The sequence below is a fragment of the Amycolatopsis melonis genome (assembly GCF_040064235.1).
GTDB classification, from domain to species: domain Bacteria; phylum Actinomycetota; class Actinomycetes; order Mycobacteriales; family Pseudonocardiaceae; genus Amycolatopsis; species Amycolatopsis melonis.
Window position 1 is genome coordinate 471,742 of record NZ_JBDZYD010000005.1, and the last position, 25,458, is coordinate 497,199.

25 protein-coding genes are annotated in these 25,458 nt (G+C 70.9%); 15 read left to right on the plus strand and 10 right to left on the minus strand.

Translation table 11 applies throughout. The annotated features are described in order from the left end of the window. Positions 1–46 precede the first annotated feature (46 nt). The 6 genes from ABJI51_RS16200 to ABJI51_RS16225 form a co-directional block, all read right to left on the minus strand. Positions 47–1,105: a zinc-binding dehydrogenase gene (locus ABJI51_RS16200; RefSeq protein ID WP_348951612.1), complete on the minus strand. Its 1,059-nt coding sequence runs from the start codon at positions 1,103–1,105 to the stop codon at positions 47–49. A gap of 122 nt (positions 1,106–1,227) precedes the next feature. After that, the gene (locus ABJI51_RS16205) at positions 1,228–1,572 is read right to left on the minus strand and encodes a transcriptional regulator (protein ID WP_348951614.1); all 345 of its coding nucleotides are present in this window, start codon (positions 1,570–1,572) and stop codon (positions 1,228–1,230) included. Positions 1,573–1,644: 72 nt separating this feature from the next. Further along, positions 1,645–2,463: an LLM class flavin-dependent oxidoreductase gene (locus ABJI51_RS16210; RefSeq protein ID WP_348951616.1), complete on the minus strand. Its 819-nt coding sequence runs from the start codon at positions 2,461–2,463 to the stop codon at positions 1,645–1,647. A 206-nt stretch (positions 2,464–2,669) separates the two neighbouring features. Next, positions 2,670–3,353: a metal-dependent transcriptional regulator gene (locus tag ABJI51_RS16215; RefSeq protein WP_348951618.1), complete on the minus strand. Its 684-nt coding sequence runs from the start codon at positions 3,351–3,353 to the stop codon at positions 2,670–2,672. Positions 3,354–3,393: 40 nt separating this feature from the next. After that, the gene (locus ABJI51_RS16220; RefSeq protein ID WP_348951619.1) at positions 3,394–3,834 is read right to left on the minus strand and encodes a GNAT family N-acetyltransferase; all 441 of its coding nucleotides are present in this window, start codon (positions 3,832–3,834) and stop codon (positions 3,394–3,396) included. A gap of 56 nt (positions 3,835–3,890) precedes the next feature. Next, positions 3,891–5,477, minus strand: coding sequence for an amidohydrolase (locus ABJI51_RS16225; protein ID WP_348951621.1), 1,587 nt, complete (start codon positions 5,475–5,477; stop codon positions 3,891–3,893). Positions 5,478–5,578: 101 nt separating this feature from the next. On the opposite strand from ABJI51_RS16225, the gene ABJI51_RS16230 reads away from it, so the two are divergent. Genes ABJI51_RS16230 through ABJI51_RS16245 form a run of 4 tightly spaced genes read left to right on the plus strand, consistent with a single transcriptional unit; the run spans position 5,579 to position 8,847 of the window. Then, positions 5,579–6,316, plus strand: a complete 738-nt coding sequence (locus tag ABJI51_RS16230) for an enoyl-CoA hydratase/isomerase family protein (protein WP_348951623.1) — start codon at positions 5,579–5,581, stop codon at positions 6,314–6,316. Then, positions 6,313–7,836 carry an ATP-dependent acyl-CoA ligase gene (locus tag ABJI51_RS16235; protein ID WP_348951625.1) on the plus strand — a complete coding sequence of 508 codons (1,524 nt, stop codon included), beginning with the start codon at positions 6,313–6,315 and terminating at the stop codon, positions 7,834–7,836. Before ABJI51_RS16230 ends, ABJI51_RS16235 begins: the two co-directional genes overlap by 4 nt. Beyond that, the gene (locus tag ABJI51_RS16240) at positions 7,827–8,468 is read left to right on the plus strand and encodes a TetR/AcrR family transcriptional regulator (protein ID WP_348951627.1); all 642 of its coding nucleotides are present in this window, start codon (positions 7,827–7,829) and stop codon (positions 8,466–8,468) included. The genes ABJI51_RS16235 and ABJI51_RS16240 overlap by 10 nt, the downstream gene beginning before the upstream one ends. 58 nt (positions 8,469–8,526) lie before the next feature. Beyond that, entirely contained in the window at positions 8,527–8,847 is a 321-nt protein-coding gene (locus ABJI51_RS16245; RefSeq protein WP_348951629.1) for a hypothetical protein, read from the plus strand. 118 nt (positions 8,848–8,965) lie between these two features. Here the strand turns inward: ABJI51_RS16245 and ABJI51_RS16250 are convergent, their stop codons facing one another. Continuing rightward, positions 8,966–10,135 (minus strand): acyl-CoA dehydrogenase family protein, encoded by a 1,170-nt coding sequence (locus ABJI51_RS16250; protein ID WP_348951631.1) that lies wholly within the window; start codon positions 10,133–10,135, stop codon positions 8,966–8,968. 128 nt (positions 10,136–10,263) lie between these two features. On the opposite strand from ABJI51_RS16250, the gene ABJI51_RS16255 reads away from it, so the two are divergent. Then, positions 10,264–10,950, plus strand: a complete 687-nt coding sequence (locus ABJI51_RS16255) for a 4'-phosphopantetheinyl transferase family protein (protein WP_431605615.1) — start codon at positions 10,264–10,266, stop codon at positions 10,948–10,950. 7 nt (positions 10,951–10,957) lie between these two features. Here ABJI51_RS16255 and ABJI51_RS16260 read toward each other — a convergent pair whose 3' ends face one another. Continuing rightward, positions 10,958–12,124 (minus strand): isochorismate synthase, encoded by a 1,167-nt coding sequence (locus ABJI51_RS16260; RefSeq protein ID WP_348951894.1) that lies wholly within the window; start codon positions 12,122–12,124, stop codon positions 10,958–10,960. A 140-nt stretch (positions 12,125–12,264) separates the two neighbouring features. After that, positions 12,265–12,576, minus strand: a complete 312-nt coding sequence (mihF, locus tag ABJI51_RS16265) for an integration host factor, actinobacterial type (RefSeq protein WP_051767699.1) — start codon at positions 12,574–12,576, stop codon at positions 12,265–12,267. Between the two features lie 444 nt (positions 12,577–13,020). Between mihF and ABJI51_RS16270 the strand changes: the two genes are divergently transcribed. From ABJI51_RS16270 to ABJI51_RS16315, 10 genes are all read left to right on the plus strand, one after another. After that, a complete protein-coding gene (locus tag ABJI51_RS16270) occupies positions 13,021–14,649 on the plus strand; it encodes a long-chain fatty acid--CoA ligase (protein WP_348951635.1) in 1,629 nt (542 codons plus the stop codon). Between the two features lie 101 nt (positions 14,650–14,750). After that, the gene (locus ABJI51_RS16275) at positions 14,751–16,037 is read left to right on the plus strand and encodes an ABC transporter substrate-binding protein (protein ID WP_348951637.1); all 1,287 of its coding nucleotides are present in this window, start codon (positions 14,751–14,753) and stop codon (positions 16,035–16,037) included. After that, complete coding sequence (locus tag ABJI51_RS16280; RefSeq protein WP_348951639.1) at positions 16,034–16,930, plus strand: carbohydrate ABC transporter permease; 897 nt, start codon at positions 16,034–16,036, stop codon at positions 16,928–16,930. The genes ABJI51_RS16275 and ABJI51_RS16280 overlap by 4 nt, the downstream gene beginning before the upstream one ends. Beyond that, positions 16,927–17,742, plus strand: a complete 816-nt coding sequence (locus ABJI51_RS16285; RefSeq protein WP_348951641.1) for a carbohydrate ABC transporter permease — start codon at positions 16,927–16,929, stop codon at positions 17,740–17,742. Before ABJI51_RS16280 ends, ABJI51_RS16285 begins: the two co-directional genes overlap by 4 nt. A gap of 54 nt (positions 17,743–17,796) precedes the next feature. Beyond that, positions 17,797–18,189, plus strand: a complete 393-nt coding sequence (locus tag ABJI51_RS16290; protein ID WP_348951643.1) for a DUF4190 domain-containing protein — start codon at positions 17,797–17,799, stop codon at positions 18,187–18,189. Positions 18,190–18,284: 95 nt separating this feature from the next. Then, positions 18,285–20,012: a TIGR03767 family metallophosphoesterase gene (locus ABJI51_RS16295; protein ID WP_348951644.1), complete on the plus strand. Its 1,728-nt coding sequence runs from the start codon at positions 18,285–18,287 to the stop codon at positions 20,010–20,012. 202 nt (positions 20,013–20,214) lie between these two features. After that, the gene (locus tag ABJI51_RS16300) at positions 20,215–20,616 is read left to right on the plus strand and encodes a PaaI family thioesterase (protein WP_348951646.1); all 402 of its coding nucleotides are present in this window, start codon (positions 20,215–20,217) and stop codon (positions 20,614–20,616) included. 73 nt (positions 20,617–20,689) lie between these two features. After that, the gene (locus tag ABJI51_RS16305; protein ID WP_348951647.1) at positions 20,690–21,952 is read left to right on the plus strand and encodes a C39 family peptidase; all 1,263 of its coding nucleotides are present in this window, start codon (positions 20,690–20,692) and stop codon (positions 21,950–21,952) included. Positions 21,953–22,081: 129 nt separating this feature from the next. Continuing rightward, a complete protein-coding gene (locus ABJI51_RS16310) occupies positions 22,082–23,179 on the plus strand; it encodes an S-(hydroxymethyl)mycothiol dehydrogenase (RefSeq protein WP_348951649.1) in 1,098 nt (365 codons plus the stop codon). A gap of 65 nt (positions 23,180–23,244) precedes the next feature. Further along, the gene (locus tag ABJI51_RS16315) at positions 23,245–23,799 is read left to right on the plus strand and encodes a gamma-glutamylcyclotransferase family protein (protein ID WP_348951650.1); all 555 of its coding nucleotides are present in this window, start codon (positions 23,245–23,247) and stop codon (positions 23,797–23,799) included. Here the strand turns inward: ABJI51_RS16315 and ABJI51_RS16320 are convergent. Beyond that, complete coding sequence (locus ABJI51_RS16320; protein WP_431605616.1) at positions 23,777–25,396, minus strand: FAD-binding oxidoreductase; 1,620 nt, start codon at positions 25,394–25,396, stop codon at positions 23,777–23,779. The genes ABJI51_RS16315 and ABJI51_RS16320 overlap by 23 nt on opposite strands. Between the last annotated feature and the right edge of the window lie 62 nt (positions 25,397–25,458).

The window sequence follows — 25,458 nt, forward strand, 5'->3', positions numbered from 1 at the left end:
AGCGTGCCGCGGCTACGAACCGGTCACTTGACCGGGGCGCCGCGGATCAGTGACCGAACGTCACGACGGTGACGCCCGCGTGCGCCGGAACCGGGTCGTTCATCGCCGCCAGCGCGGCCGGTACGTCGTCGAGCCCGATCCGCCGTCCGATGAGCGCGGCGAGGTCGATCCCCGCCGTCTCGACGACGCGCAGCAGTTCCGGATATTCGTGGGCCTGCAGGCCGTGGATGCCCACCAGCTCCAGCTCGCCGCCGACGACCCGGTGCATCGGGATCGGCGCGACGCCCTGTGCCGGCGGCATCAGCCCGGCCTGGACGTGCCGTCCGCGCTTGCGCAGGCTCCCGACCGACGCGGCGCACGTCGAGGGCGAGCCGAGGCAGTCGAGCGAGACGTGCGTGCCGCCGCCGGTCAGCTCGCGGACGTGCGCGGCGACGGATTCGGGGCCGTCGAAGCCCGCGGCGTCGACGGTCAGCGCGGCGCCCGACTTCGCCGCGAGCTGCAGCGCGGACGGCGAGACGTCGACCGCGACGACCTTCGCGCCCGCCGCGACGGCCAGCAGCACCGCGGAGATCCCGACGCCACCGCAGCCGTACACCGACACCCACTGGCCGGCGGTGACCCGCCCCTGCCGCAGCACCGCGCGGAAGGCCGTGCCGAACCGGCAGCCGAGCGCGGCCGCCTCCGCCGCGCCGAGGGAATCGGGCAGTGCCACCAGGTTCGTCTCGGCGTGCTCGATCGCGACGCGCTCGGCGAACGACCCCCAGTGCGTCGCGCCGGGCTGGAACTCGCGGTCGCAGATCTGCTGGTCGCCGCGGGCGCACTGGGCGCACGACCCGCAGGCGCAGACGAACGGCACGGTGACGCGCGCGCCGAGTTCCCACCCGCGGACGCCGTCCCCGAGCGCGACGATCCGGCCGGCCAGCTCGTGCCCGGCGACGTGCGGCAGCGTGACGCCGGGGTCGTGGCCCTGCCAGGTGTGCCAGTCGCTGCGGCACACGCCGGTGGCGTCGACCTCGATCACGGCACCACCGGGCGCGGCCACCGGCTCGGGCACGTCCCGCACCACGGGCGGGACGCAGAACTCCTCCATCACGACAGCTCGCATGGCGCGAGCCTAGTGTCGCCTTGGGCGGAACCGGGATTCGGACGACATGAACGACTCGTTCATGTCATCCGGCGACATGAACGAGTCATTCATGTCATCACCCCGGTTTTCGTTGGTACCGCTCAGTTGAGCGCCGAGGACTGGGCGTGGACCCGGACTCTGCCGCGCGGCGGCCCGAGGAGCCTGCTGAGCGAGCCGTCCGGCACGTTCAGGATGTCCTCGAGATTCCGCAATGCCTCCAACGACTCCGGCCGCTCCGGCCGGCACCGTCCCGACTGCCAGTGGCTGAGGGTGGCCAGGCTGACCGTGGTTCCCCTGCCGCGCAAGCGATAGCGGATCCGATCGAGGCCGAGGCCGCGGGCCCGGATCGCGGCCCGCAGGGCCACGTCGAACGGTCCCGCCGCCAGCAGCCGGCTCAGCTCCGCCTGTTCCCCCCGGTCGATCGTGCGTGTTCGCTGACCGGTCATCACAACGCTCCGAAGCACTCCCGAATACGAACACTGGAGCGTAGGCGCCGCTTCCCAAGATCGGAAGGGTTCTCACCCACCTGCCGCCCGCACCCGCGCGGCGATCGCGGCGAACGGTTCGGCGTAGCCGGAGTTGATCGTGACATAGGAAATCCCCCACCGTTCCCGCCAGCCGAGAAGCTTTTCCGCGGCCTCGCCGGGATCGGCGGGCAACACGGTGACGGCACCGGCGGCGGCCAGCTCCGGCACGTCGGCTCCGGCCCACCGCGCGATCCCCGGCGACGGCTCGTCCCCGACGGCCATGAGGTTCATCCCCAGTTCGATCTCCGGCCGCCGCGACCCGGCGAGCGCACCGAATCGATCCACAATGGACTGCGCGTCGGCTTCGGTCGTCTTCGGCGCCCACGCGAACGTCAGGGTGTCGGCTTCCTGCGCGGCGAGCGCGAGCATTTTCGGTCCGCTGCCGGCGAGCAGCAGGCGCGGCCGGTCGGCATCGCGCTTGAGGTGGGCGATGGTGGCGGCCATCCGGGTGATGCGCTCACCCGGTGCGGGGAACTCCCGGCCCAGCGCCGCCGCGTGCGTCCCGGCCCCGGGCCGTCCGACGCCGAGCCCCAGCTCGAACCGTCCCCCGGTCAGCCGGTGCAGGGTCCGCGCCTGCCAGCCGAGCGCCTCCGCGGACCGGAAGGGATCGGCGAGCACGAAGGTCCCGAGGGTGAGCCGCCCGGTGACCGCGGCGGCGGCACCGAGCAGGACGAAGGGGTCGGCGTCGCCGACGGGATCGGTGGCGAGCAGGGTGTCGAAGCCGAGGTCCTCGACCCGCCGGGCCTGGGCGGTCCACGAAGTGAGGTCGGGCGCGAAGCCGGCGACGATGCCGAAGCGGAAAGGTTTCATGCGGCCCATCGTCGGGGGCGCGGCCCTGTCACCACATCCGCTTCACGACGTCACCCGCGCGTACGTCGCTCAGCGCAGCGTGACCGACAACGCCTGCGCCGCGGGTGACCGGACGTCATGAACGAGTCGTTCACCTCGTCTGACGACAGGAAAGAGTCGTTCATGTCGTGCGGGGGCGGCTCGCCGGATCCGGTGTTCGGGTCGGCTCAGCGCAGCGTGACCGACAACGCCTGCGCGATCTCCTTGCCGATGGCGTGCGTGGCCGTGTCCGGCGGCGAGCCCACCTTCACCACCATCGGGCCGCCGAACGGCTGGCGCTCGACGACCTCGATGCGTTCGCCCAGGTTGATCGCGTGTTCGGTCAGGTACCGCAGCAGCTCCGGGTCGGTGTCCCAGACCCGGACGATCTCGCCGACCGCGCCCGGCGGGAGGTCGTCGAGGATGCGGACCGGCAGTTCCTCGACGCTGCCGTCGGGTGCCGGGATCGGGTCGCCGTGCGGGTCGCGGACCGGGTTGCCCAGCTTCGCCGCGATGCGCTCGACCAGCCGGTCCGACACCGCGTGCTCCAGCGCGTCCGCCTCCGCGTGGACCTCGTCCCACGTGTAGCCGAGCTCGGACACCAGGTACGTCTCGATCAGCCGGTGGCGCCGGAGCACCGAGCGCGCCAGCAGCCTGCCGTCGGCCGTCAGCTCGATGCCGCGGTACGGCACGTGCGTGACCAGGCCGAGCTGGGACAGCTTCGTGACCATCCCCGACGCCGAGGACGGGCTGACCTCCAGCCGGCCGGCGAGCGACGTGTTGGTGACCGCCTCACCCCGCTCGACCAGGCCGTAGATCACCCGGACGTAGTCCTCGACCGACGAGGACCTCCGGACCGAACCATCTCCCATGCCGCATACGATACGGGGCCGGGTTCTTTCTCGTGAAAGTTCACGGCCGCCAGCGGTAGCGGATCCACCCGGGAACCGGTTCCGCGCCGAGCTGCGCGTAGAACGCCTCGGCTTTCTCGTTGCCCGCCTGCATGTCCCACTCGACGCGGCCGGTCGTGCGGGTGCGCAGCTCGTCGAGCAGCTCGCGGCCGAGCCCGGACCGCCGGTACGCGGGGCGGACGAACAGGTCGTCGAGCCAGATCCCCGGGCGCGCCTCCCAGGTGGAGAAGTTCCAGCTGCAGAAGGCGAAGCCGGCCACCGCGCCGGGCTCGCCGGGCGGGGTCGCGATCAGCACCCACGCCTTCGGGTCCGGGCCGAAGAGGTGCGCGCTCATCTCGGCGCGGTCGAGCTTGAGGTCGTGCTTGTCCTCGTAGACGGCGTGCTCCTCGATGAGCGCGCAGATTTCTTCGACGTCTTCGGCGACGGCGTCGCGGACCGGCATCGGGCCTCCCGGTTTTGTCGGTGGTGGTCGTTATGGTCGGGGCGAGGAGGTGGTCATCAGGCCTGATAACGCAGTTCGCCGCCGACGGCGGTGCCCAGCACGGTCAGCTCGTCCAAAGCGGACTCGGCCAGGGGCGATCCGGACAGCACGGCGAAGTCGGCGAGCTTCCCGGGTTCGAGCGTGCCCAGGTCACGCTCGGCGAAGGTCGCGTACGCCGAACCGTACGTGTACGCGCGCAACGCCTGCTCCGGCGTCAGCGCCTCTTCAGGGGCGAAGGGGGCGCCGGACGCCGTGCGCCGACGCACCATGTCGGCCAGGGCGAGCAGCGGCGCGCCGTTCACGACCGGCCGGTCCGAGGACGCCGGAAGCACGCAACCCGCGTCGAGGAGGCTTCGCAGCCGATAGCACCACGGCACGCGAGGCTCGCCGAGGGCGGCGCGCATGCCGTCGCCCAGCTCGTTGACGAACCGACCCTGCGGTGACGGGATGAGCCCGAGCGCGGCGAGGCGGGTCAGCTCCGCCGGCTGCAGCACCGCGCAGTGCTCGATGCGGTGCCTGTGGTCCGTGCGCGGCGAAGCGGCCAGCGCGGCTTCGTACGCGTCGAGGACGACGGTGATCGCGCGGTCGCCGATCGCGTGCGTCGCGATCTGCCAGCCCGCTTCGTGCGCGCGGCGGATCGTGCCTGCCAGCTCGTCCTCGGGCACCTGGAAGTACCCGCGGTTGCCCGGCTCGCCGTCGAACGGGTCGTGCATCGCGCAGGTGCGCCCGACCAGGGAGCCGTCGGCGAACAACTTCATCGGGCCGACGCGCAGCCACTCGTCGCCCAGGCCGGTGCGCAGGCCGAGGTCGAGGCCGAACCCGGCGCCGTCGGGCAGGTCGTGCAGCACGCTCGCGGCGACCATCACGGTGCTGCGCACGCGCAGCACCCCGCGGTCGCGCGCGATCTGGTAGGCGGCCAGCTCGGCGGGCGTCTCGCCGACCAGGCCACCGCCGATCCCGGCCTCCTGGACGCTGGTGATGCCCTCGGCCAGGTACTGCCCGGACGCGCGGTCCAGCCCGCGCACGACGCGCTCCACCGGCGTCGGGTACGTCAGCGGCCGCAGCAGCAGCTGGGCCTGCTCGCGCAGCAGCCCGGTCGGCGAGCCGTCGCCGTCGAGCACGACGTCGCCGCCGACGGGCACGTGCGCCAGGTCGAGGCGGTCGAGCACGGCCGAGTTGACCACGGTCATGTGCCCGGACGTGTGCTTGAGCCGCACGAGCATGCCCGGCGCGGCGCGGTCGAGGCCGTGCCGGTCCGGGTGGCCACCGGCGAGCTTGTTCTGGTCGTACCCGCTGCCGACCACCCAGCTGCCGGGCGGCAGCGTCGCGGCGCGCGCGGCGACGGCGTCGTAGACCTCCTCGACGCTGCGGCAGCCGCCGAGCGGGACGTCGTCCAGGGCCATCCCGAACCACGCCATGTGGTTGTGGGCGTCGTGGAAGCCGGGCACGACGAAGCCGCCGCCGAGGTCGACGCGCGAGCGCGCGGACAGCTCGCGCGCGTCGTCCCCGAGGGCCACGACGCGGCCGTGCAGGACGGCGAGTGCGCTGGTCACGCCCGCGCCTGTCCACACCGTGGCGTTCTCGTAGACCGCATCGACCCGCATCTCCGCCTTCCTCCCCACCACCACCCTCAACGGAGGCGCTGCGCGCCACTGGCCGATTCAGAGGCTATCGATCGATCGATCGAACGTCTAGCATCGGCCTCATGCCCACCGTGGAGTTCGCCGTCGAGGACGGCATCGCGCAGATCCGGCTGAACCGGCCCGAGCGGCTCAACGCGGTCGCCGCCGTCCTGGTCGACGACTTCCTCGCCGCCCTCGACGCGGCCGCCCGCAGCGACGCCCGCGTCGTCGTGCTGTCCGGCAACGGCCGGGCCTTCTGTGCCGGCCACGACCTCAAGGAACCCACCCCCGCGGGTGATTCACGGGCGCGGCTGGACCGGCTGCAGGACGTCACGCGGCGGCTGCGCGCGCTGCGCCAGCCGGTGATCGCGGCGGTGCACGGCTACGCGATCGGCGCGGGCGCGGAGTTCGCGCTGGGCTGCGACCTGATCCTGGCCGCCGAGGACGCCGTCTTCGCGTTCCCCGAGGTCTCGCTGGGCTTGAGCGTCACCGGCGCGGCGTCGCGGCTGCTCCCGCTGCTGGTCGGCCCGCTCAAGGCGAAGGAGCTGCTGCTGCTCGGCGAGCGCTTCGACGGCCGGAAGGCCGCCGAGCTGGGCATGGTCAACGCCGCCGTCCCGGCCGAACAGCTCCAGGCCGAGGCACTGAGCTGGGCCAAGCGGATCGCGGAGCACCCGCCGGAGGCGGCGGCCATGGCCAAGCGCGTGCTCGACGCGTCCGTCGACGTCGAACCCGCCCTCGAACTCGAGGTCAGCCACGCCCTGATCACCGAGCACTCGGCCGCGGTCGCCGCGTCCACGGAGGCCTTCCGGAGCCGGTCGTGACGCCGCTCGCCGAGATCGGGACCCTGGCCCAGCTCGTCACGCGGGCCGCCGCGCTGTGGCCGGACCGCACGGCCTGGATCTTCGACCACCTGGACCAGAAGTTCACGTTCGCCGAGGTCGACCGCGAAAGCTCCCGCATCGCCGCGGCGCTGGCCGAACGCGGCATCGGCCCCGGCGACCGGGTCGCGGTGATGCTGCGCAACGTGCCCGAGTTCCCGCTCACCTGGCTGGCGCTGGCGAAGATCGGCGCGATCCTGGTGCCGGTCAACACGAACTACCAGGAGTTCGACGGCGCCCACGTGCTGCGCCACTCCGGCGCGAAGCTGGTCGTGGCGGCCGGGGAGTTCACCGGCCTCCTCGGCCGGATCGGCGTGGCCGAGGTGATCACCCCGAACGCACTCCGCACCGAAGCGGAGGCGCCGGAGTTCACCGCGGTGCCGGAGCTGCCGGTGAACATCCAGTACACCTCCGGCACCACCGGCGCGCCCAAGGGCTGTGTCCTGCCGAACCGCTACTGGACGACCCTCGCCGTCAGCCTGGCCACCGACTTCCCCGCCGTCGGCGAGGACGACGTGATCCTGACCGCGCAGCCGTTCCACTACATCGATCCACAGTGGAACGTCGCGCTGGGACTGGCGGGCGGGGCCACCCTCGTCGTGCTGGACCGCTTCCACCCCAGCACGTTCTGGGCGAAGGTGCGCGAGCACGGTGTCACCTGGTTCTACTGCCTCGGCCTGATGCCCACGCTGCTGCTGCGCCAGGAACCGTCCGAAGCCGACCGCGACCACCGCGTCCGGGCGATCTGCGCGTCGGCGATCCCGCACGACCTGCACGCCGAGCTGGAGGCGCGCTGGGGCGTGCCGTGGTACGAGGCGTTCGGGATGACCGAGACCGGCGGCGACATCCGGATGACCGTGGCCGACCACGACGAGACCGTCGGCACCGGCTGCATCGGGCGGCCGAGCCGCGACCGCGAGGTGATGATCGCCGGCGACGACGGGAAGCCGTTGCCGCGCGGGGAAACCGGGCAGCTGCTGATCCGCGGGATCGGGCTGATGCACGGCTACCACGACGATCCCGAGGCGACCGCGAAGGCCTTCGAGGGCGGCTGGTTCCACACCGGCGACCTCGCGCGGATGGACGACGCCGGCCGCGTCTACTACGTCGGCCGCACGAAGGACATGATCCGCCGCAGCGGCGAGAACGTCTCCGCCGACGAGGTCGAGCGGGCCCTGCTGCTGCACCCGGCGGTGCGGCTGGCTGCCGTCGTCGCCGTGCCCGACGAACTGCGCGGCGAGGAGATCAAGGCGTACGTCGTGTGCGACGGCGAACGTCCGGAACCGGCCGAACTGGCCGGATTCTGCGCGGGAAAGCTGGCCTACTTCAAGGTTCCGCGGTTCTGGGCCTTCGCCGACGAGCTGCCGATGACGCCGTCGGAGCGGGTGGCCAAGGGCGAGCTGCGGAAGGTGGCCGACCCGCGCGCCGGGTCCTGGGACGCGAAGGCGGAAGCATGGCTGTGAGCAGCCGCGAACGCGTCCGCGCGGCGGCGGTGAAGCTGTTCGCCACCAAGGGCTTCCACGGCACCGGCATCCGGGATCTGGCGCAGGAGGCGGAACTGTCCTCGGCGAGCCTCTACCACTACATGGGCACCAAGGAGGATCTCCTCGCCGAGATCATGCACACGGCGCTGAACCGGCTGCTGGACGCCGCCCGCGAGGCGACAGCCGGCAGCACCGACCCGGTGGCCCGGCTGCGCACGCTGGTCGCGCTGCACGTGCTGGCCCACGCCGTCGGCCCGGCGGAAACCCGGGTGGTGGACAACGAAGTCGACGTGCTGTCCCCGGCCGCGCGCGAGCCGGTGGTGGCGCTGCGCGACGCGTACGAACACCTGTGGGCCGCCGCGATCGACGAGGGCGTGGCCGCGGGGGTGTTCCACACGGCACACCCGGCGGTGACGCGGCTGGCGCTGCTGGAGATGTGCAGCGGGGTGGCGAGGTGGTATTCCCCACGCGGGCCGCTGGCGCTGGACCAGCTCGCCGAGCACTACGCCGACCTGGCGTCGAGGGCGCTGGGCTGCACGTCCCCGCCCGGTGTCCACGACTTGAACCGGTGCCGGGAAATCGTCGCGAAAGAGTGGGGAGTGTCCGTTTAGCGGCGCTTTTACCTGTGTACGCCTTGCCCAGACGGCGCGGGTGGGGGACGCTCGAAGGGTGACTGAGGAAACGATCCAACTGGAACTGGACGACTCGGGTCTCGCGCCGGGCCTCCCGGCGCCGGCACACCCCCGCGATCAGGTGCAGGATGTCCCCTATCGCCCCGTCGAGTTCCGTGACGACGATCTCCCCGCGGCTCTGGAGCGCTGCGCCAACTGGCTGCGTCAGGCCCAGGAGTGGCTCGGCGAGCCGCTCGACGTGCTGGCGATTCACCTCGACTACGACGACCGGCAGGGTTCGCCGTACTACGACGTGAAGCTCCTGTGCAACGAAGAGGACCTCGCGGGCGTCCCGATCGCCATTCGCAACAAGAAGTAAGCAAGCCGAAGCGCCGTCAAGGCCACCGGGAAGGTGGCCTTGACGGCTGTGTCCTGCGGGGCTTCGCCCCGGCCGGGGGCTCCGCCACCCGGAACCCCCGAAAACGTGTGGCGCGCTCTCAGCCCAGAGTGCCGCCGACCTTCACATGCCCCTTGAGCAGGTTCCGGGCGATGGTCCGCCGCTGGATCTCGTCGGTGCCCTCGTAGATGCGCAGCAGCCGCAGCTCGCGGTACCACCGCTCGATCGGCAGCTCCCGCGTGTAGCCCATGCCGCCGTGGATCTGCAGGACGCGGTCGACGATCTCGTTGGCCTTCTGGCCGCCGTACAGCTTGGCCATCGACTGCGCGTGCCGCGAGTCCATGCCCTGGTCGACCTGCCAGGCGGCGTGCAGCACCAGCCAGCGCAGCGCCTCCAGCTCGACGCCGGAGTCGGCGATCATCCACTGGATGGCCTGCCGCTCGGCGATCTTCTGCCCGAACGTCTCGCGGGTGTTGGCGTGCTCGATGGCCATCGAGATCAGCCGCTCGCACGAGCCGATCGCGCGGGCGGGCAGCAGGTAGCGGCCCTGGCCGATCCACTGCATGGCCAGCTCGAAGCCGCGGCCCTCCTCGCCGAGGATCTGCGTCTCGGGCACGCGGACGTCCTGGAAGACCAGCGACGCCGGGCCCCACTCGCCCATGGTGTCGATGTACTCGGACTTCCAGCCTGCCTCGCGGTCGACGAGGAAGCAGGTGACGCCGCCGTTCGCGCCCTTCTCCGGGTCGGTGATGGCGAACACCATGGTGAAGTCGGCCTCGTTGCCGCCGGTGATGAAGGTCTTCTCGCCGTTGATGATCCAGTCGGTGCCGTCCTTGCGGGCGGTGGTCCGGATGGCCTTGGCGTCCGACCCGGCACCCGGCTCGGTGATCGCGAAGCACGACTTGCGCTCGCCCGAGATGGTCGGCAGCAGGTAGGCCTGCTTCTGCTCCTCGTTGGCGTGGAACAGGATGTTGTCGGCGGCGCCGCCGAAGCGGAACGGCACGAAGGTCCGGCCCAGCTCGGCCTCCAGCAGCGCGGCCATCACCGCGGACAGGCCCATGCCGCCGTACTCCTCCGGCGTGAGGACGCCCCAGAAGCCGGACTCCTTGGCCTTGAGCTGCAGGTCCTTGAGCTCGTCGGCGGTCAGGCCGGGCTGGTGGGCGCGCTCGCGCCGCAGGACCTCCTGCTCGAGCGGCATCAGCTCACGCTGGACGAAGGTGCGGACCCAGTCGCGCACTTCCCGTTCTTCGGTGCTGAGAGAGAAATCCATGGCCTCGCTGCTCCTACGGTTGACTAAGCGCTCGCTTAGCCGAGCGTACCTCGTGAGACGCCGGTTACCCCAGACCTCATCCGGAATTCGTGACAACCGCCCCGGCGGCCGGAAAGATCGGGGGTGTGATGGAGATCGAGGTCCGCTGGTCACCGCCGTTGCCCGCCGAAGAGCGTTACCTGCGCCTGCTGGACGAGGTCGAGCAAGGACGCTTCGCGGCGTACCGCCAGGACGCGGACAAGCGCCGCTTCCTGACCGGCCGCGTGCTGGCGAAGACGGTCGCGGCGGAGCGGCTCGGGCTGACCGCCGAAGCGGTGAAGTTCGACGCGACCTGCGAAGACTGCGGCAAGCCCCACGGACGTCCCCGCGTCCCGGGCGCGGACCTGGCGCTTTCGATCTCGCACTCGGGCGAGCTGATCGGCGTGGCGGCTACCCCGTCGGTCCCGGTCGGCCTGGACGTCGAGACGGCCACCCGCCGCGCGGACGAGGGCCTGATCGACTACGCACTGAGCCCGGCGGAGGCCGCCCACCTGGCGAACCTGGATCCGGACGAGAAGGCGGCGGCGTTCTTCGTCTACTGGACCCGCAAGGAAGCGGTGATGAAGGCGACGGGCAAGGGCCTGCGCATCCCCCTGCAGAGCATCACGTTCTCGCGCTACGACGAGCCGGCCCGCCTGGCGGCCTCGGAAACCCCGGCCCTGGACCCGGCGACCACCCGCCTGGCGGACCTGAAAGCCGCGGACGGCTACCGGGCGGCCATCGCGGTGCTGACCACCGAGGAGCTGTCGGTCACCGAGGAGCACTGGGTACCCTGACCGCGCGTCAGACCCCGGTGAGGTCCTCCAGGCCCATCGCCGCCAGCAGGGTACGGAACTTCGCCGTAGTCTCGTCCAGCTCGGCCTGCGGGTCCGAAGCCGCGACGATTCCGCCGCCCGCGTACAGCCGCATCGAGGTCGACGCGATCTCCGCGCAGCGGATGGCCACCGCCCACTCTCCGTCACCTGCCGCGTCGACCCAGCCGACCGCTCCCGCGTAGTAGTCGCGGTCGAACGGCTCCAGCTCCTGGACCAGCTCGCGGGCACCCTCGGTCGGGGTTCCGCAGATCGCCGGGGTCGGGTGCAACGCCGCCGCCAGGTCGAGGGCCGTGATGTCCGGGTCTGCCAGCTCGCCCGTGATCGGCGTCCGGAGGTGCCAGATCGCCGGGGTCGTCACCAGCTCCGGACCCGCCGGGACGTCCAGGGTCCGGCAGAACGGCCGCAGGGCCTCGACCAGGTAGTCGATCACCACCGCGTGCTCCAGCTGGTCCTTGCGGGACGTCCGCAGCGCCTCGCCGTTCGCGCGGTCGGTCACCGGGTCGGCCGACCTCGGCATCGAGCCCGCGTGCGGGGACGAGAAGACCGTGCGTCCCGTCCGGCGCAGCAGCAGCTCAGGGGTGGCTCCCACCAGCGCCCGCCCGCCCGGCAGCTCGGCCGCGTACGTGAAGTGGCGGGGATTGCCGACCGCGAGGTTGCGCACGATCCGCTCGGCGGGCACCGGCGACGAGAACTCGAGGTCCAGCGCTCTGGCCAGGACGGCTTTGCGCAGGTCACGCGCGGCCAGCGCCGACACGGCCGCGCCCACGGCGGCCATGTGCTGCGCAGGTGAGGGGACCGCACGCACCCGCACGGGCGCCGGCAGTACCTCGCGCGGCAGGGAGGGCGTCCCCGCGGAGCGGTGGACGGTCCGGGGCACGACGAGGTGGCCCGGCACCTTCGTGTCGGGTCCGGTGTCGAACGGCAGCACGCCGGCCGCCAGCGGGGCACCCGTCTCGGCCAGGACGCCGGGGATCGCCGCGGCGAGCCGCCGGGGGTCCGTCTCCGTCACCGTCCGGATGGCGCCCTGCGCGAGGAGTGCGCGCTCGGCCGTCGTGAAGAGGAAGTCGCCACGCTGGTAGCGGGCGGCGAGGTCGAGTGCCGGGATCGCCGGACTGACCGCTTGTGGGGGGTCCAGGGGGGCTTGCCCCCCGGCTGGGGTCTGGGGCTCGGCCCCAGAGGACGCAGAACTCACAAGACCTAGCGTCCCAGGCTTCGGGAGATCCGCGAGGAGAGTGTCATCGACGACACTCCCCTCGCGGGAGCTCCTGGTGACGGCTACTTGAGCGCGTCGATGAGCGCCTCGCGCTGGCGCTCGCCCAGGCCGGCCGCACGCCGGTCCGGGTCGATGCCGGCCTGCTCGAGCAGGGCGGCGACCTTCACCGCGCCGAGGCCGGGGACGGCCTTCAGCAGCTGGGTGACCTTCGTCTTCCCGATCGTCTTGTTCTCCTTGGCCTGCTTGAGCACCTTCTCGATGCTCTCCTTGCCGGACTTGATCGACGCGAGCAGCTCCGAACGCGCCTTGCGAGCCTCGGCGGCCTTGGCCAGGGCCTCGGCGCGCTGCTCCGGAGTCAACGTAGGCAGAGCCAACGTAGTAGTCCTTTCCTCTCAGGTCTCCGCTTTCGCGGCCGACGGCTTTTGTGTGTGCTTGCTCCTGCAAGCGCTGGCCAGCCGTCTCTTACCACGGCCCCAGTAAACGCCACCGGCTTCGTGGCCGTGCAACCGACACGCACTTATTACCCCCGGAGGTGATACCGGGCAACCCGCTCCGGCCTGCGGAAACGCTCCCAAGAACCGCCGCGAGCCGCGTCACTCACCCGGAAGTGCAGCCTCCGCTACGCACTGTTCTCGTGCACATTTCCTTGCTCATAAGGAAAAGTGCAAGAATTGATGATCTTGATCATCGTCCGGTCGTCGCCCGATCGCGCGACGACCGTGACCGAACGGAGCCGTTGTCGACCATGCCCGCTTCACCCGATCCGCACTAGAGTCGGCGCAACCCAGCCCACCGGCGAACGACCCCCGGGAGCGACCATGTTGAGCACCATGCAGGACGGGCAGCTGTCGCTGGCGAACCTGCTCCGCCACGGCACGACGGTGCACTCGGCGAGCGAAGTCATCACCTGGACCGGTTCAGAAGGGCGTCGCGAGACCTACGGCGACCTGGGCAGGCACGCCGCCCGGCTCGCGAACGCGCTCCGCGGCCTCGGCGTGACAGGAGACCAGCGCGTCGGCACGTTCATGTGGAACAACGCCGAGCACATGGCCGCCTACCTGGCCGTTCCCGCGATGGGGGCCGTGCTGCACACGCTGAACATCCGCCTGTTCCCCGAGCAGCTCGTGTTCGTCGCCAACCACGCCGAGGACCACGTCGTCATCGTCGACGGCACGCTGGTCCCGCTGCTGGCCAAGCAGCTGCCGCAGTTCAAGACGGTCCGGCACGTCATCGTGGCCAACGGCGACGCCGCGTCCCTCGAAGCCCCCGACGGCGTCGGGGTGCACTCCTACGCCGAGCTGCTGGCCGCGCAGCCGGACACCTTCGACTGGCCGGACGTCGACGAGCGCTCCGCGGCCGCGATGTGTTACACCTCGGGCACGACGGGTGACCCGAAGGGCGTCGCCTACTCGCACCGGTCGATCTGGCTGCACTCGATGCAGGTCTGCATGACCGACAGCATGCGGCTCGCCCAGCACGACAAGGCGCTGGCCATCGTGCCGATGTTCCACGCGATGGCGTGGGGCCTGCCGTACGCGTCGCTGATGGTCGGCGCGTCACTGCTGATGCCGGACCGCTTCCTCCAGCCGGCGCCGATCGCGGCGATGCTGGCCGCCGAGAAGCCGACGTTCGCCGGCGCGGTCCCGACCGTCTGGCAGGGCCTGCTCGCCCACCTCGAAGCGCACCCGCAGGACATCTCGCACCTGCGCGAGGTCGTCGTCGGCGGGTCGGCGGTGCCGCCGTCGCTGATGCACGCCTTCCAGGAGCGGCACAACGTGCCGATCCTGCACGCCTGGGGCATGACCGAGACGTCGCCGCTGGGCAGCGTCGCGCGGCCGCCGGCGTCGGCGACCGGCGAGGAGGCCTGGAAGTACCGCTACACGCAGGGCCGCTTCCCGGCGTCGGTGCGGGCGCGGCTGATCGGCGACTCCGGCGAGCCGCTGCCGTGGGACGACCAGTCCGTCGGCGAGCTGGAGGTCCAGGGCCCGTGGATCGCCGCGTCGTACTACGGCGGCGCGGACGTCGACCCCGAGAAGTTCCACGACGGCTGGCTGCGCACCGGCGACGTCGGCCGGATCAGCCCGGACGGCTTCCTGACCCTGACCGACCGCGCCAAGGACGTCATCAAGTCCGGCGGCGAGTGGATTTCCTCGGTCGACCTGGAGAACCAGGTCATGGCCCACCCGGCGGTCGCCGAGGCCGCGGTCGTCGGCATCCCCGACGAGAAGTGGGACGAGCGGCCGCTGGTCGCCGTCGTGCTCAAGGAGGGCCGGACGGCCACTCCCGAGGAGCTGCGCGACTTCCTGGCCGACAAGGTCGCGAAGTGGCAGCTGCCGGAGAACTGGACGTTCGTCGACGAAGTGCCCAAGACGAGCGTCGGCAAGTTCGACAAGAAGCGGATCCGCGCGTCCTACTCCGAGGGAAAGCTCGACATCGCCCAGCTCTAACGGGTAAATCTCCGGCGAGTCTTCATGTTCGTGAAGGCCACCTTGAGGAACTCTGTCTTCCTCAAGGTGGCCTTCACGAACTTCACGGAGGGGTTCTGGGGATGCATAACAGGCGCAAGTTCCTGGCACTGGCGGGTGCCGGCGCGCTGGCGACGGCGTGCGGGTCGAACACCGGGCGGCAGGGTGATCCGCCGCCCTCGACGGCGTACTCGGCTGGGCCGCCGCCGTCGGACACGCCGAAGGCCACGCTCCAGCAGTGGTACCACGCCTACGGCGAGGACGGCGTCCAGGAAGCCGTCAAGCGCTACGCGGCGACCTACCCCCGCGCCACCGTGAACGTCCAGTGGAACCCGGGCGACTACGACTCCAAGATCGTCACCGCACTGCAGAACAGCAAGGTCCCGGACGTCTTCGAGGCGCAGGTCAAGATCGACTGGGTGCGGCAGAACCAGGTCGTCTCGCTCGACGACGTCATCGGGCCGGTGAAGGGCGACTTCAGCCCGGCCGTGCTGGCCGCGCAGACCGTCGACGGCAAGGTCTACGGCATCCCGCAGGCGACCGACACGCAGGTGCTCTTCTACCGCAAGAGCCTGCTGCAGGCGGCGGGCGTGCAGCCGCCGCAGACGGTCGACGAGCTGGTCGACGCGGCCGCGAAGCTGACCAAGGACGGCGTCAAGGGCTTCTTCGCGGGCAACGACGGCGGGGTCGGCGTGCTCACCGGCCCGCTGCTGTGGTCGGCGGGCCTGGACTACCTGAAGAACGGCAACCGCGAGGTCGGCTTCGACGACCCGCGCGCGGCGACCGCACTGGCCAAGCTGCACACGTTGAACGCCAACGGCTCGCTGCTGCTCGGCGCGCCTGCGGACTGGTCGGACCCGGGCGCGTTCATCGACGGGCTCGCCGCGATGCAGTGGACCGGCCTGTGGAACGTGCCGAAGATCCGGGACGCCTTCGACGATGACTTCGGCGTGCTGCCGTTCCCCAAGCTGGACGGCAGCGGCGCCCCGTCGGTGCCGGTCGGCGCGTACGGCGCGATGGTGAACGCCAAGAGCGCGCACGTCGCCGAGGCCAAGGCGTTCGTGAAGTGGCTGTGGGTGGACCGGACCGACTACCAGCTGGAGTTCGCGACGAAGTTCGGCTTCCACGTCCCGGCCCGGCAGAGCCTGGCCGGCCGCGCGGACAACCTCAAGTCGGGCCCGGCCGCCGACGCGGCCCGGTTCGTCAAGGAGAACAGCCACCTGGTCGGCGGTCCGGTGTGGACACAGCAGGCGAACACGGCGTTGTCCGACGCGGTCGCGAAGATCGCCAAGGAGGGTGCGGACCCGGCCGCTCAGGTCAAGACGGCGGTCGAGGTCGCGAAGGCCGAGCTGAAGCGCCTCTTCGGATGAAACGGCGCGATGCGCGCGCGTTCTGGCTGTTCGTCGGCCCGTTCCTGATCGGCCTGGTCGTCTTCGCGTACCTGCCGATCGGCTGGAGCGCGTACCTGTCGTTCTTCGACGCGCGCAACACGGTGACCCCGACGCAGTTCGTCGGCCTGGACAACTACGCGCACATGCTCACCGACGAGCCGTTCCTGTCGAGCCTGGGCACGTTCAGCGTGTTCGCGGCCTTCATCGTGCCGCTGACGTTCGTGCTGTCGCTGGCACTGGCGCTCGGGGTCAACCGGCTGCGGTTCGCGCGGGCGTTCTTCCGGTCGGTGTTCTTCCTTCCGTTCGCCTGTTCCTACGTCGTGGCGTCGCTGATCTGGAAGACGTCGCTGTTCTCCGGTGTGCGCTATGGACTGGCGAACACGGTGCTCGGCTGGTTCGGCGCGGACCCGGTGGCGTGGACGGGCACGGTGCACCCGCCGCTGTACTGGATCGTCCTCGTGACCGCCCGGCTGTGGCTGCAGCTGGGCTTCTACATGATCCTGTTCATCGCGGCACTGCAACGGATTCCGCAGCATCTCTACGAAGCGGCCTGGCTGGACGGCGCGAAGCCGGGCTGGCAGGTGTTCCGGCACGTGACGCTGCCGCAGCTGCGCGCGACGGCGGTGGCGGTGCTGCTGCTCAACCTGATCAACGCCTACCAGGCGTTCGACGAGTTCTACAACATCATGGGCGACGCCCGCGGCTATCCGCCGTTCGCGCGGCCGCCGCTGGTGTACCTGTACTACACGTCGCTGGGTTCGGGCGGCCAGGACCTCGGCCGCGGCAGCGCGGGCGCGGTGATCCTGGCGCTGCTCATCGCGCTGGTGACCCTGTTGCAGGGCCGCGTGTTCCGCTTCGGGCGGGTGTCATGAGGGCGATCCTGCGCTGGACCGCGCTCATCGTGGCCGCGGTGCTGTTCCTGCTGCCGTTCTACCTGCTGCTGCGCAACGGCCTGGCGTCGCGCGCGGAGATCACTGCTCCACAGTGGACGCTGTTTCCGTCCACAGTGCACTGGGAGAACTTCTCCCGCCTGTTCTCGCTGGCGGACGTCCCGTTCGCGCGGAGCCTGCTGAACTCGGCGATCGTGGCGGTGCTGCAGACGACCGGCCTGCTGGTGGTCTGCTCGCTGGCAGGCTACGGCCTCGCCCGGATCCCGTACCGGCATTCCGGGATCGTGTTCTACGCGGTGCTGGCGACGCTGATGATCCCGACGTCGGTGACGTTCGTGCCGAGCTTCGTGGTGGTCTCGTCGCTGGGCTGGCTGTCGGACTTCCGCGGGCTGGTGATCCCCGGGCTGTTCAGCGCCTTCAGCGTGTTCCTGTTCCGGCAGTACTTCCTGGACTTCCCCCGCGAGCTGGAGGAGGCGGGCCGGATGGACGGGCTGACCCGCTGGGGTGTCTTCTGGCGGATCGTGGTCCCGAACTCGAAGGGCTTCTTCGCGGCGGTCGCGGTGATCACGGTGATCGGCAGCTGGAACGCGTTCCTGTGGCCGTTGATCATCGCGCAGTCCCCCGATTCGTGGACGGTCCAGGTGGCGCTGTCCGGGCTGCTGACCGCGCAGAACCCGCAGCTGAACCTGCTGTTCCTGGCGGCGGCGGTGTCGATCCTGCCGATCGTGCTGCTGTTCGCGTTCCTGCAGCGGTACCTGGTGCGCGGGGTGACCGAGTCCGGCCTGACGGGCTGAGTAACGTGCGACGCCTCCGCAGCGACTCCGCTGGGGACGGAAAGCGGGAGCAGCATGACGAATTTCGACCCTTACCAGCCCGAGCAGCCGGCACCGCAGTACGCGGTGCAGCCGTACGCGACCCAGCCGTACGTGACGCAGCCGGGGTACCCGATGGCGGCCTACCCGGTGCTGCGCACCAGCGGCCTCGCGGTGGCGGGCATGGTGGTCGGCATCCTCGCGCTGGTCGGGTTCTGGATCCCGGTCGCGGACCTGCTGCTCGGCTTCCTCGCGATCGGCCTGTCGTGGGCAGGCATCGTGCAGGGCGGCAAGCCGGGCTACACGGGCAAGGGCATGGGCATCGCGGGCCTGGTGTGCGGGATCCTCGGCGTCATCCCGGCGGTCGTGGTGATGCTGTTCTTCTTCGGCCTGTTCGCCGCCGCCGGAGCGTGCGGCATCGCCTGCTGAGACCACCGCGGACCTGATCAAACCTTCGGCGGTACTCCCTTCCCGGCGGCCGTGACAACGTGAGGCGCACTGTCACCGAACTGGGGAGTAACCTCATGGCCGAACTCACCCGGCGCACCTTCGCCACGGCGGGCGCCGCCGGTCTCGGGCTCCTGCTCTGCACGCCCACCGCGAACGCCCTCGACCGCGCCCTGCGGCTCACCGGCACCCGCTCGGTCAGCACCACCGGCACCACCCTGGAGCAGGTCGCCACGGGCGGCAGCACCACGACGTACTCGCGCCTGTCCGCCGGACCCGGCTGGCCGCTCGTCGTCCGCGGCGAGCTGGCCACCCCGAAGAGCGGGCGCGACGACCGGCGTCACGCCCTCGGCGCGTTCGTCCAGTTCACCGACCTGCACATCACCGACGCCGAAAGCCCCGCGCGGTTCGAGTACCTGCATCCGTTCGTCGGCTCCGCGCACCGGCCGCAGGAGGTCCTCGGCACCGTCGCGACCAGCGCGCTGGTCGAGCGCGTCAACAGCGTGCGGCAGGGCCCGTTCACCGGGCGGCCGTTCGACCTCATGGTCACCACCGGCGACAACACCGACAACCACGAGCTGATCGAGCTGGACTGGTTCCTCAAGGTCCTCAACGGCGGCAGCGTCACGCCGAACTCCGGCGACCCGGACGCCTACGAGGGCGTCCAGAGCTCCGGCAACGACGAGTACTGGAACCCGTCGATCCCCGGGGTGGGCGACAAGTACTCGGCCAAGGGCTTCCCGCAGCTGCCCGGCCTGCTCGAAGCGGCGCAGAAGACGTTCACCGCGCCGGGCCTCGACGTGCCGTGGTTCTGCACCTTCGGCAACCACGACGACAGCATCGTCGGCTCGCTGCCGGCGCAGATTCCCGGCATCGACGCCTGGTACACCGGGAAGTACAAGGTCATCGGCAAGGACGAGACCACCGCGAAGAAGCTCGCCGACGCCATCGCCAAGCCGGGGTCGAGCATCCCGGTCGCCGAGCTGTTCGGCGGTTCCGGCACGATCCGCGAGATCACGCCGGACGCGCGGCGCCGCCCGTTCACCACCGGCGAGTTCGTCCGCGCGCACCTCGACGCGGCCAACACCGGCCCCGGCCCGATCGGGCACGGCTTCACCGGCGCCAACGCCGACGGCCGGAACGTCTACTACACGTTCCGGATCGCGCCGGGTGTCACCGGGATCAGCCTCGACACGACCACCGACGCCGGGTTCGCCGACGGGTCGATCGGGCTCGCGCAGTACACGTGGGTCGAGTCGACGCTCAAGCGCGGCAGCTCGACGTACTACGACTTCTTCGGCCGCAAGGTCACCCACGCCGTCACCGACGAGCTGTTCGTCCTGTTCAGCCACCACACGTCGGGAACGATGGGCAACCTGCTGCCGGACTCGCGCCACCCGCTCGACCCGCGGCTGGACGGCAACGCGTTGGTCGCACTGCTCAAGCGGTTCCCGAACGTGCTGGCCTGGGTCAACGGCCACACGCACCTCAACAAGATCACCCCGCACGCCGGTGCGACGCCGCAGCAGAGCTTCTGGGAGATCAACACCGCCTCGCACGTCGACTTCCCGCAGCACGCCCGGATCATCGAGGTGGCCGACAACGCCGACGGCACGTTGTCGCTGTTCACGACGCTGATCGAGGCGGAGGCGCCCTACGCCGTGGACTACGACGCCCGCACGCCGCAAGCGCTTGCGTCGCTCTACCGGGAACTGTCCTACAACGACATCCACGTCAACCTCGGCCGCGTCGGCGCGGGCGAGGACCACAACACGGAGCTGCTGCTGGTCAACCCGCTGTCCTGAGGTCTGCCGCAGCTCGTCGTGAGTGGTAATTCGGGTTATTTAACCCATAAAAAACAAACCAACGCCATTAACAGGGGGGTATTCACGTGCGGCCGCCGCGGTGGTTGGGTTTTTTTTTGGGTTCGCCCCCAATAACCCACCCACGACGGGCGTTACCTGCGGGGTAATCGACCGGCCGCGGGAGATGCGGCACAGTGGCCGCATGACCGATCCCGAGGGCACGCAGCTGTTCCACCGTTCCATGCCGTTCTCCGAACGCCTCGGCGTCGAGGTCCTGGAGCACGGGCCCGCGCTGGTCCGCAGCCGCCTGAAGTGGGACGAGAGCCTCTGCACGCTCGGCGGCGTGCTGCACGGCGGCGCGCTCATGGCGCTGGCCGACTCGACCGGCGCCGTGTGCGCGTTCCTCAACCTGCCCGAGGGCAGCCAGGGCACCACGACCGTCGAGTCGAAGACGAACTTCCTGCGCGCGGTGCGTTCGGGGTACGCCGTTGCGTCGTCCAGACCATTGCACGCCGGCCGGAAGTTCGTCGTCGTGGAGACCGAAATCCACGACGACGACGGCAAGTTGGTCGCGAAAGTGACACAGACGCAGGCTGTCTTGTAGCCAGCTGTTTACAGACCCGGCCCGACCGGCGAAAATCCCTGCCTACTGGGTGGGTCGAGCGGTGGGAGCCGGAATGCGGGTGCGGAGTTTGCTGACCATCTTGTCGATCGTCGCGGTGACCGCGGCGACCGCACAGGTCGCCGAAGCGGGGCCGGTCCGGCCCCGCGACGACGAGGCGATCGACTACCACGAGTGGGCCGGTGGCCGCTTCCACGAAGGCGACTTCGCCGGGCTCGCGCTGACGCGGGACGGCCTGCGCCTCACGCACCCGATCGGCACGGTCGAGCACACCGAGCCGGAGCTGGGCACGACGAGGACGTACGAGTACGGCCAGTGGACGTCCCCGGCGTACCGGCAGGGCTTCGGCGCGACGCAGCTGGTCGCGTCGTGGAACGCGAAGACGCCGGAGAAGACCTGGCTGCAGGTCGAGGCGCAGGGCCGGACGGCGGCGGGCGCGGAAACCGCGTGGTACGTGATGGGCCGCTGGGCCAGCGGCGACGCCGACATCCTGCGCACCAGCGTCGACGGCCAGGACGACGCGAACGCGCTGGTGGACGTCGACACGCTGGTCATGAAGGCCGGCGTGACGCTGAAGTCGTACAAGCTGCGGATCAGCCTCTACCGCGAAGCCGGTTCGGCCGCGACGCCGTCGGTGACGGCGCTCGGCGCGATGACGTCGGCGGTGCCGGACCGCTTCGAGGTGCAGCCGACGAAGCCCGGCCGCGCCACCGGGATCGAGCTGAAGGTGCCGGCGTACGCGCAGAACCTCCACAAGGGACAGTTCCCGCAGTACGGCGGGGGCGGCGAGGCGTGGTGCAGCCCGACGTCGACGGAGATGGTGGCCGAGTACTGGGGCAAGAAGCCGTCGGCGGCGGAGCTGGCGTGGATCCCGGCGGGCTACGTCGACCCGTCGGTGGCCTTCGCGGCGCGCTACACCTACGACCACGCCTACGACGGCACCGGCAACTGGCCGTTCAACACCGCCTACGCGGCGTCGCGCGGGCTGCGCGGGCACATCACGCGGCTGCACTCGCTGAACGAGCTGGAGGAGTACATCGCCCGCGGCATCCCGGTGATCACGTCGCAGTCGTTCCTGTCCTCCGAGCTGGACGGCGCCGGGTACGGGACGTCGGGGCACATCATGGTCGTGGTCGGGTTCACCAAGGACGGCGACGTGATCGCCAACGACCCGGCGGCCAGCAGCAACGACCGCGTCCGCAACGTCTACAAGCGCGACCAGTTCGAGAAGATCTGGCAGCGGACCAAGCGCTACCGCGCGGACGGCAGCGTGGCGAGCGGCCCCGGCGGTGTCGCGTACATCATCACTCCCGCTTGAAAGCCACCTGGGCAGTTGCGCACAACGCAACTCGTTGCGCATTAACCACCCATGCGGATCTCGCCATCTCCGCATGATCCGTGCTTAGCTGCGAACGGAACCAGCAGCGCGGCCGGAAGGTGGATTCGCATGCCGTACGAGGTCCAGGGGGTTGTTTCGCGGGCCAAGGGGGAGCCTGTCTCGCTGGAGACCGTCGTCGTCCCCGATCCCGGGCCCGGCGAGGCCGTCGTGAACGTCCAGGCCTGCGGGGTCTGCCACACCGACCTGCACTACCGCGAGGGCGGGATCAACGACGACTTCCCGTTCCTGCTCGGCCACGAGGCCGCCGGGGTCGTCGAGGCCGTCGGCGACGGCGTCGGCGACCTCGCGCCCGGCGACTACGTCATCCTCAACTGGCGTGCCGTCTGCGGGACCTGCCGGGCCTGCAAGCGCGGCAAGCCGTGGTACTGCTTCTCGACCTTCAACGCCGCCCAGCCGATGACCCTCGCCGACGGCACCAAGCTCTCGCCCGCCCTCGGCATCGGCGCCTTCCTCGAGAAGACACTGGTCCACAGCGGACAGTGCACAAAGGTCAATCCCGAAGCCGAGCCCGCGGTGGCCGGGCTGCTCGGCTGCGGTGTCATGGCCGGGCTGGGTGCCGCGATCAACACCGGCGCCGTCACCCGCGGGGATTCCGTCGCCGTCATCGGCTGCGGCGGGGTCGGGGACGCCGCCATCGCGGGCGCGAAGCTGGCCGGGGCCACCACGATCGTCGCGATCGACATGGACGACCGGAAGCTCGGCTGGGCCGGGGACTTCGGCGCGACGCACACCGTCAACAGCAAGGGCCTCAGCGAGGCACAGGTCGTCGAAGCCATGCAGGAAGCCACCGGCGGGTTCGGCCCCGACGTCGTGATCGACGCCGTCGGCCGCCCGGAGACCTGGCGGCAGGCCTTCTACGGCCGGGACCTCGCCGGCACCGTCGTGCTCGTCGGCGTGCCGACGCCGGACATGCGCCTCGACGACCTGCCGCTGATCGACTTCTTCTCGCGCGGCGGCTCGCTCAAGTCGTCGTGGTACGGCGACTGCCTGCCCAGCCGGGACTTCCCGATGCTCGTCGACCTCTACCTGCAGGGCAGGCTGCCGCTGGACAAGTTCGTCACCGAGCGCATCGGTGCCGACGGCGTCGAGCAGGCCTTCCAGCGCATGCACCACGGCGACGTCCTGCGCAGCGTGGTGACGTTCTGACCCTCTTCACCGACGACGAGTACCCGGCCGAGCCCTACCCGGGCACCCGGCCGGGCTATTCGTTCGTGCACGTCGACGGCGCCGGCCATCCGCTCGGCACCGCGCCGGACGGCTGGCGCGAGCGGACGGCCGTGCTGGCCTACGGCTCCAACGCGAACCCGTCGAAGATCACCTGGCTGCGGGCGCGGCTCGGGCTCGAAGGCCCGGTCGTGGTGGCGCACGCGCGCTGCGCCGGGCTCGCCGCGGTGTGGGCGGCCGGGTTCCGCGTGGTCGACGACCAGCGTCCGGCCACCCTCACCGCGCTGCCCGGCGTCGAGGAGCACGCCGTCTGGTTCGTGACGCCCGCGCAGCTGGCCGTGCTCGACCGCTGCGAGGGCCGCGGCACGCGCTACCACCTGGCCCGGCTGACCGAACCCGACATCACCCTCGACGACGGCACCCGGCTGACCGAGGTCCACACCTACGTCGGGGCCGCGCCGATCCGCTATCCGCTGCTGGTCGACGGCAAGCCGGTGCGCACCGCCGACGTTCCCCAGGCCGAGGCCGCGGCCCTCGACGGCGTCCCCGCCGACGGCCACGGCGTGCCCTGCGAAGTCGTCACACCAGCTTGCCCGGATTGAGAATCCCCGTCGGATCCACTGTGGACTTCACCGCGCGCAGCACTTCGACACCCAGCGCGCCGATTTCGGCGCTCAGGTACGGCGCGTGGTCGACACCGACGGCGTGGTGGTGCGAGATCGTGCCCGTTCCCGCTATTGCTTCGCACGCCGCGGCCTTGGCGCGCTGCCACTGTCCGATCGGGTCGGTTTCGTCGCGGGCCGTCAACACCGTGAAGTACAGCGACGCCCCGGTTTCGTACGCGTGCGAAATGTGGCACATCACGATCGACCGGCCCAGCGACGCCGTGAGCGCGGCCCGGACGTCGTCGCGCAGCTCGTCCACATTGGACCAGTACGCCGCCGTCTCCAGCGTCTCGACGCACACTCCCCGGTCCAGCAACGCATCGCGCTGCCGCGGTCCGGCGAACCGGCCGTGCCGCCACGACTCGCCGAGCGCCTTGCCGACGCGCACCGCACCGGCCGCCTTCAGCCGCCGCGCCGTCTCGCGGCGCCGCAGCGCCACGTCGTGGGCGGTACCTTCCCAGCCGACAATGAGAAAACACGGCCGCCGCACCCCGCGTGCGGCGAGGTATCGGCGCAGCGCCGCCGTCTTGAGCCCGGCGTTCAGCGCCAGCGAAACCTCCGTCTCGTCCACATCGGACAGCCGCGTGACGTCGGCGAGCGCATGGTGCTGCGCAAGGTCACGCACCGCCGCGACACCGGCCGCCCAGCCGGGCAGCGCGTACCCCTCGTAGTGCCGGACCGGCGGCACCGGCCGCACCCGCAGGGCGACTTCGGTGATCACGCCGAGCGTCCCCTCGCTGCCGATCGCGAGCTGGCGCAGGTCCGGACCGGCCGCGGACGCCGGGGCGACGCCGAGTTTCCACTCCCCGCGCGGAGTCGCCAGCCGCACGCCGGTCACCATGTCCTCGAACCGCCCGTAGCCCGACGACGCCTGTCCCGCCGAGCGCGTCGCCGCGAAACCGCCGATCGTGGCGCGTTCGTACGACTGCGGGATGTGCCCGAGCGTCAGGCCGTGCTCGCCGAGCAGGCGTTCGGCCTCGGGACCGCGGACGCCCGCCTGCAGGACGGCGATGCGCGACTCGGCGTCGACCGACACGAGCGCGTCGAGCCGGACGAGGTCGAGCGCGATCACCGCCGTCTTCCCGCCGCGCAGCGCCGCGACCCCGCCGACCACCGACGTGCCGCCGCCGAAGGGGACGACCCCGACGTCGTGCTCGACGCAGACGTCGAGGACCGCCTGGACCTCGTCCGGGCCGGCCGGCAGCACGACCGCGTCGGGCACCGGGAATTCCGCGCGGGGCGAACGGCGCCGCACGAGGTCGAGGTAGGACAGTCCGGTCGCGCGCGCCAGCCGTGCCGGGGCGTCGACCAGCACGTTCTCCGTGCCGACCACTTTGGCGAGCGCTTCGGTGGCAGAGTTCGAAAGTTTCGGTGACGGTATTTCCGCCGACACGTCCGCCGCGGAGGCGGCGCCGGGGGTGACCGGACCGATACGCTGGTCGAGCCACCTGGCCGCGCGCACGGGCAGCTGGGCGGCGTCGGCGGCGTCCGCGGTCCAGGACCGGCGGAGGCGGTGGTCAATGAGCGCGTTCACGACTACAGTGTGACATATGGACGTTAAACGTCACACCACGCAGACGGCGGGTTCCTCCGCGC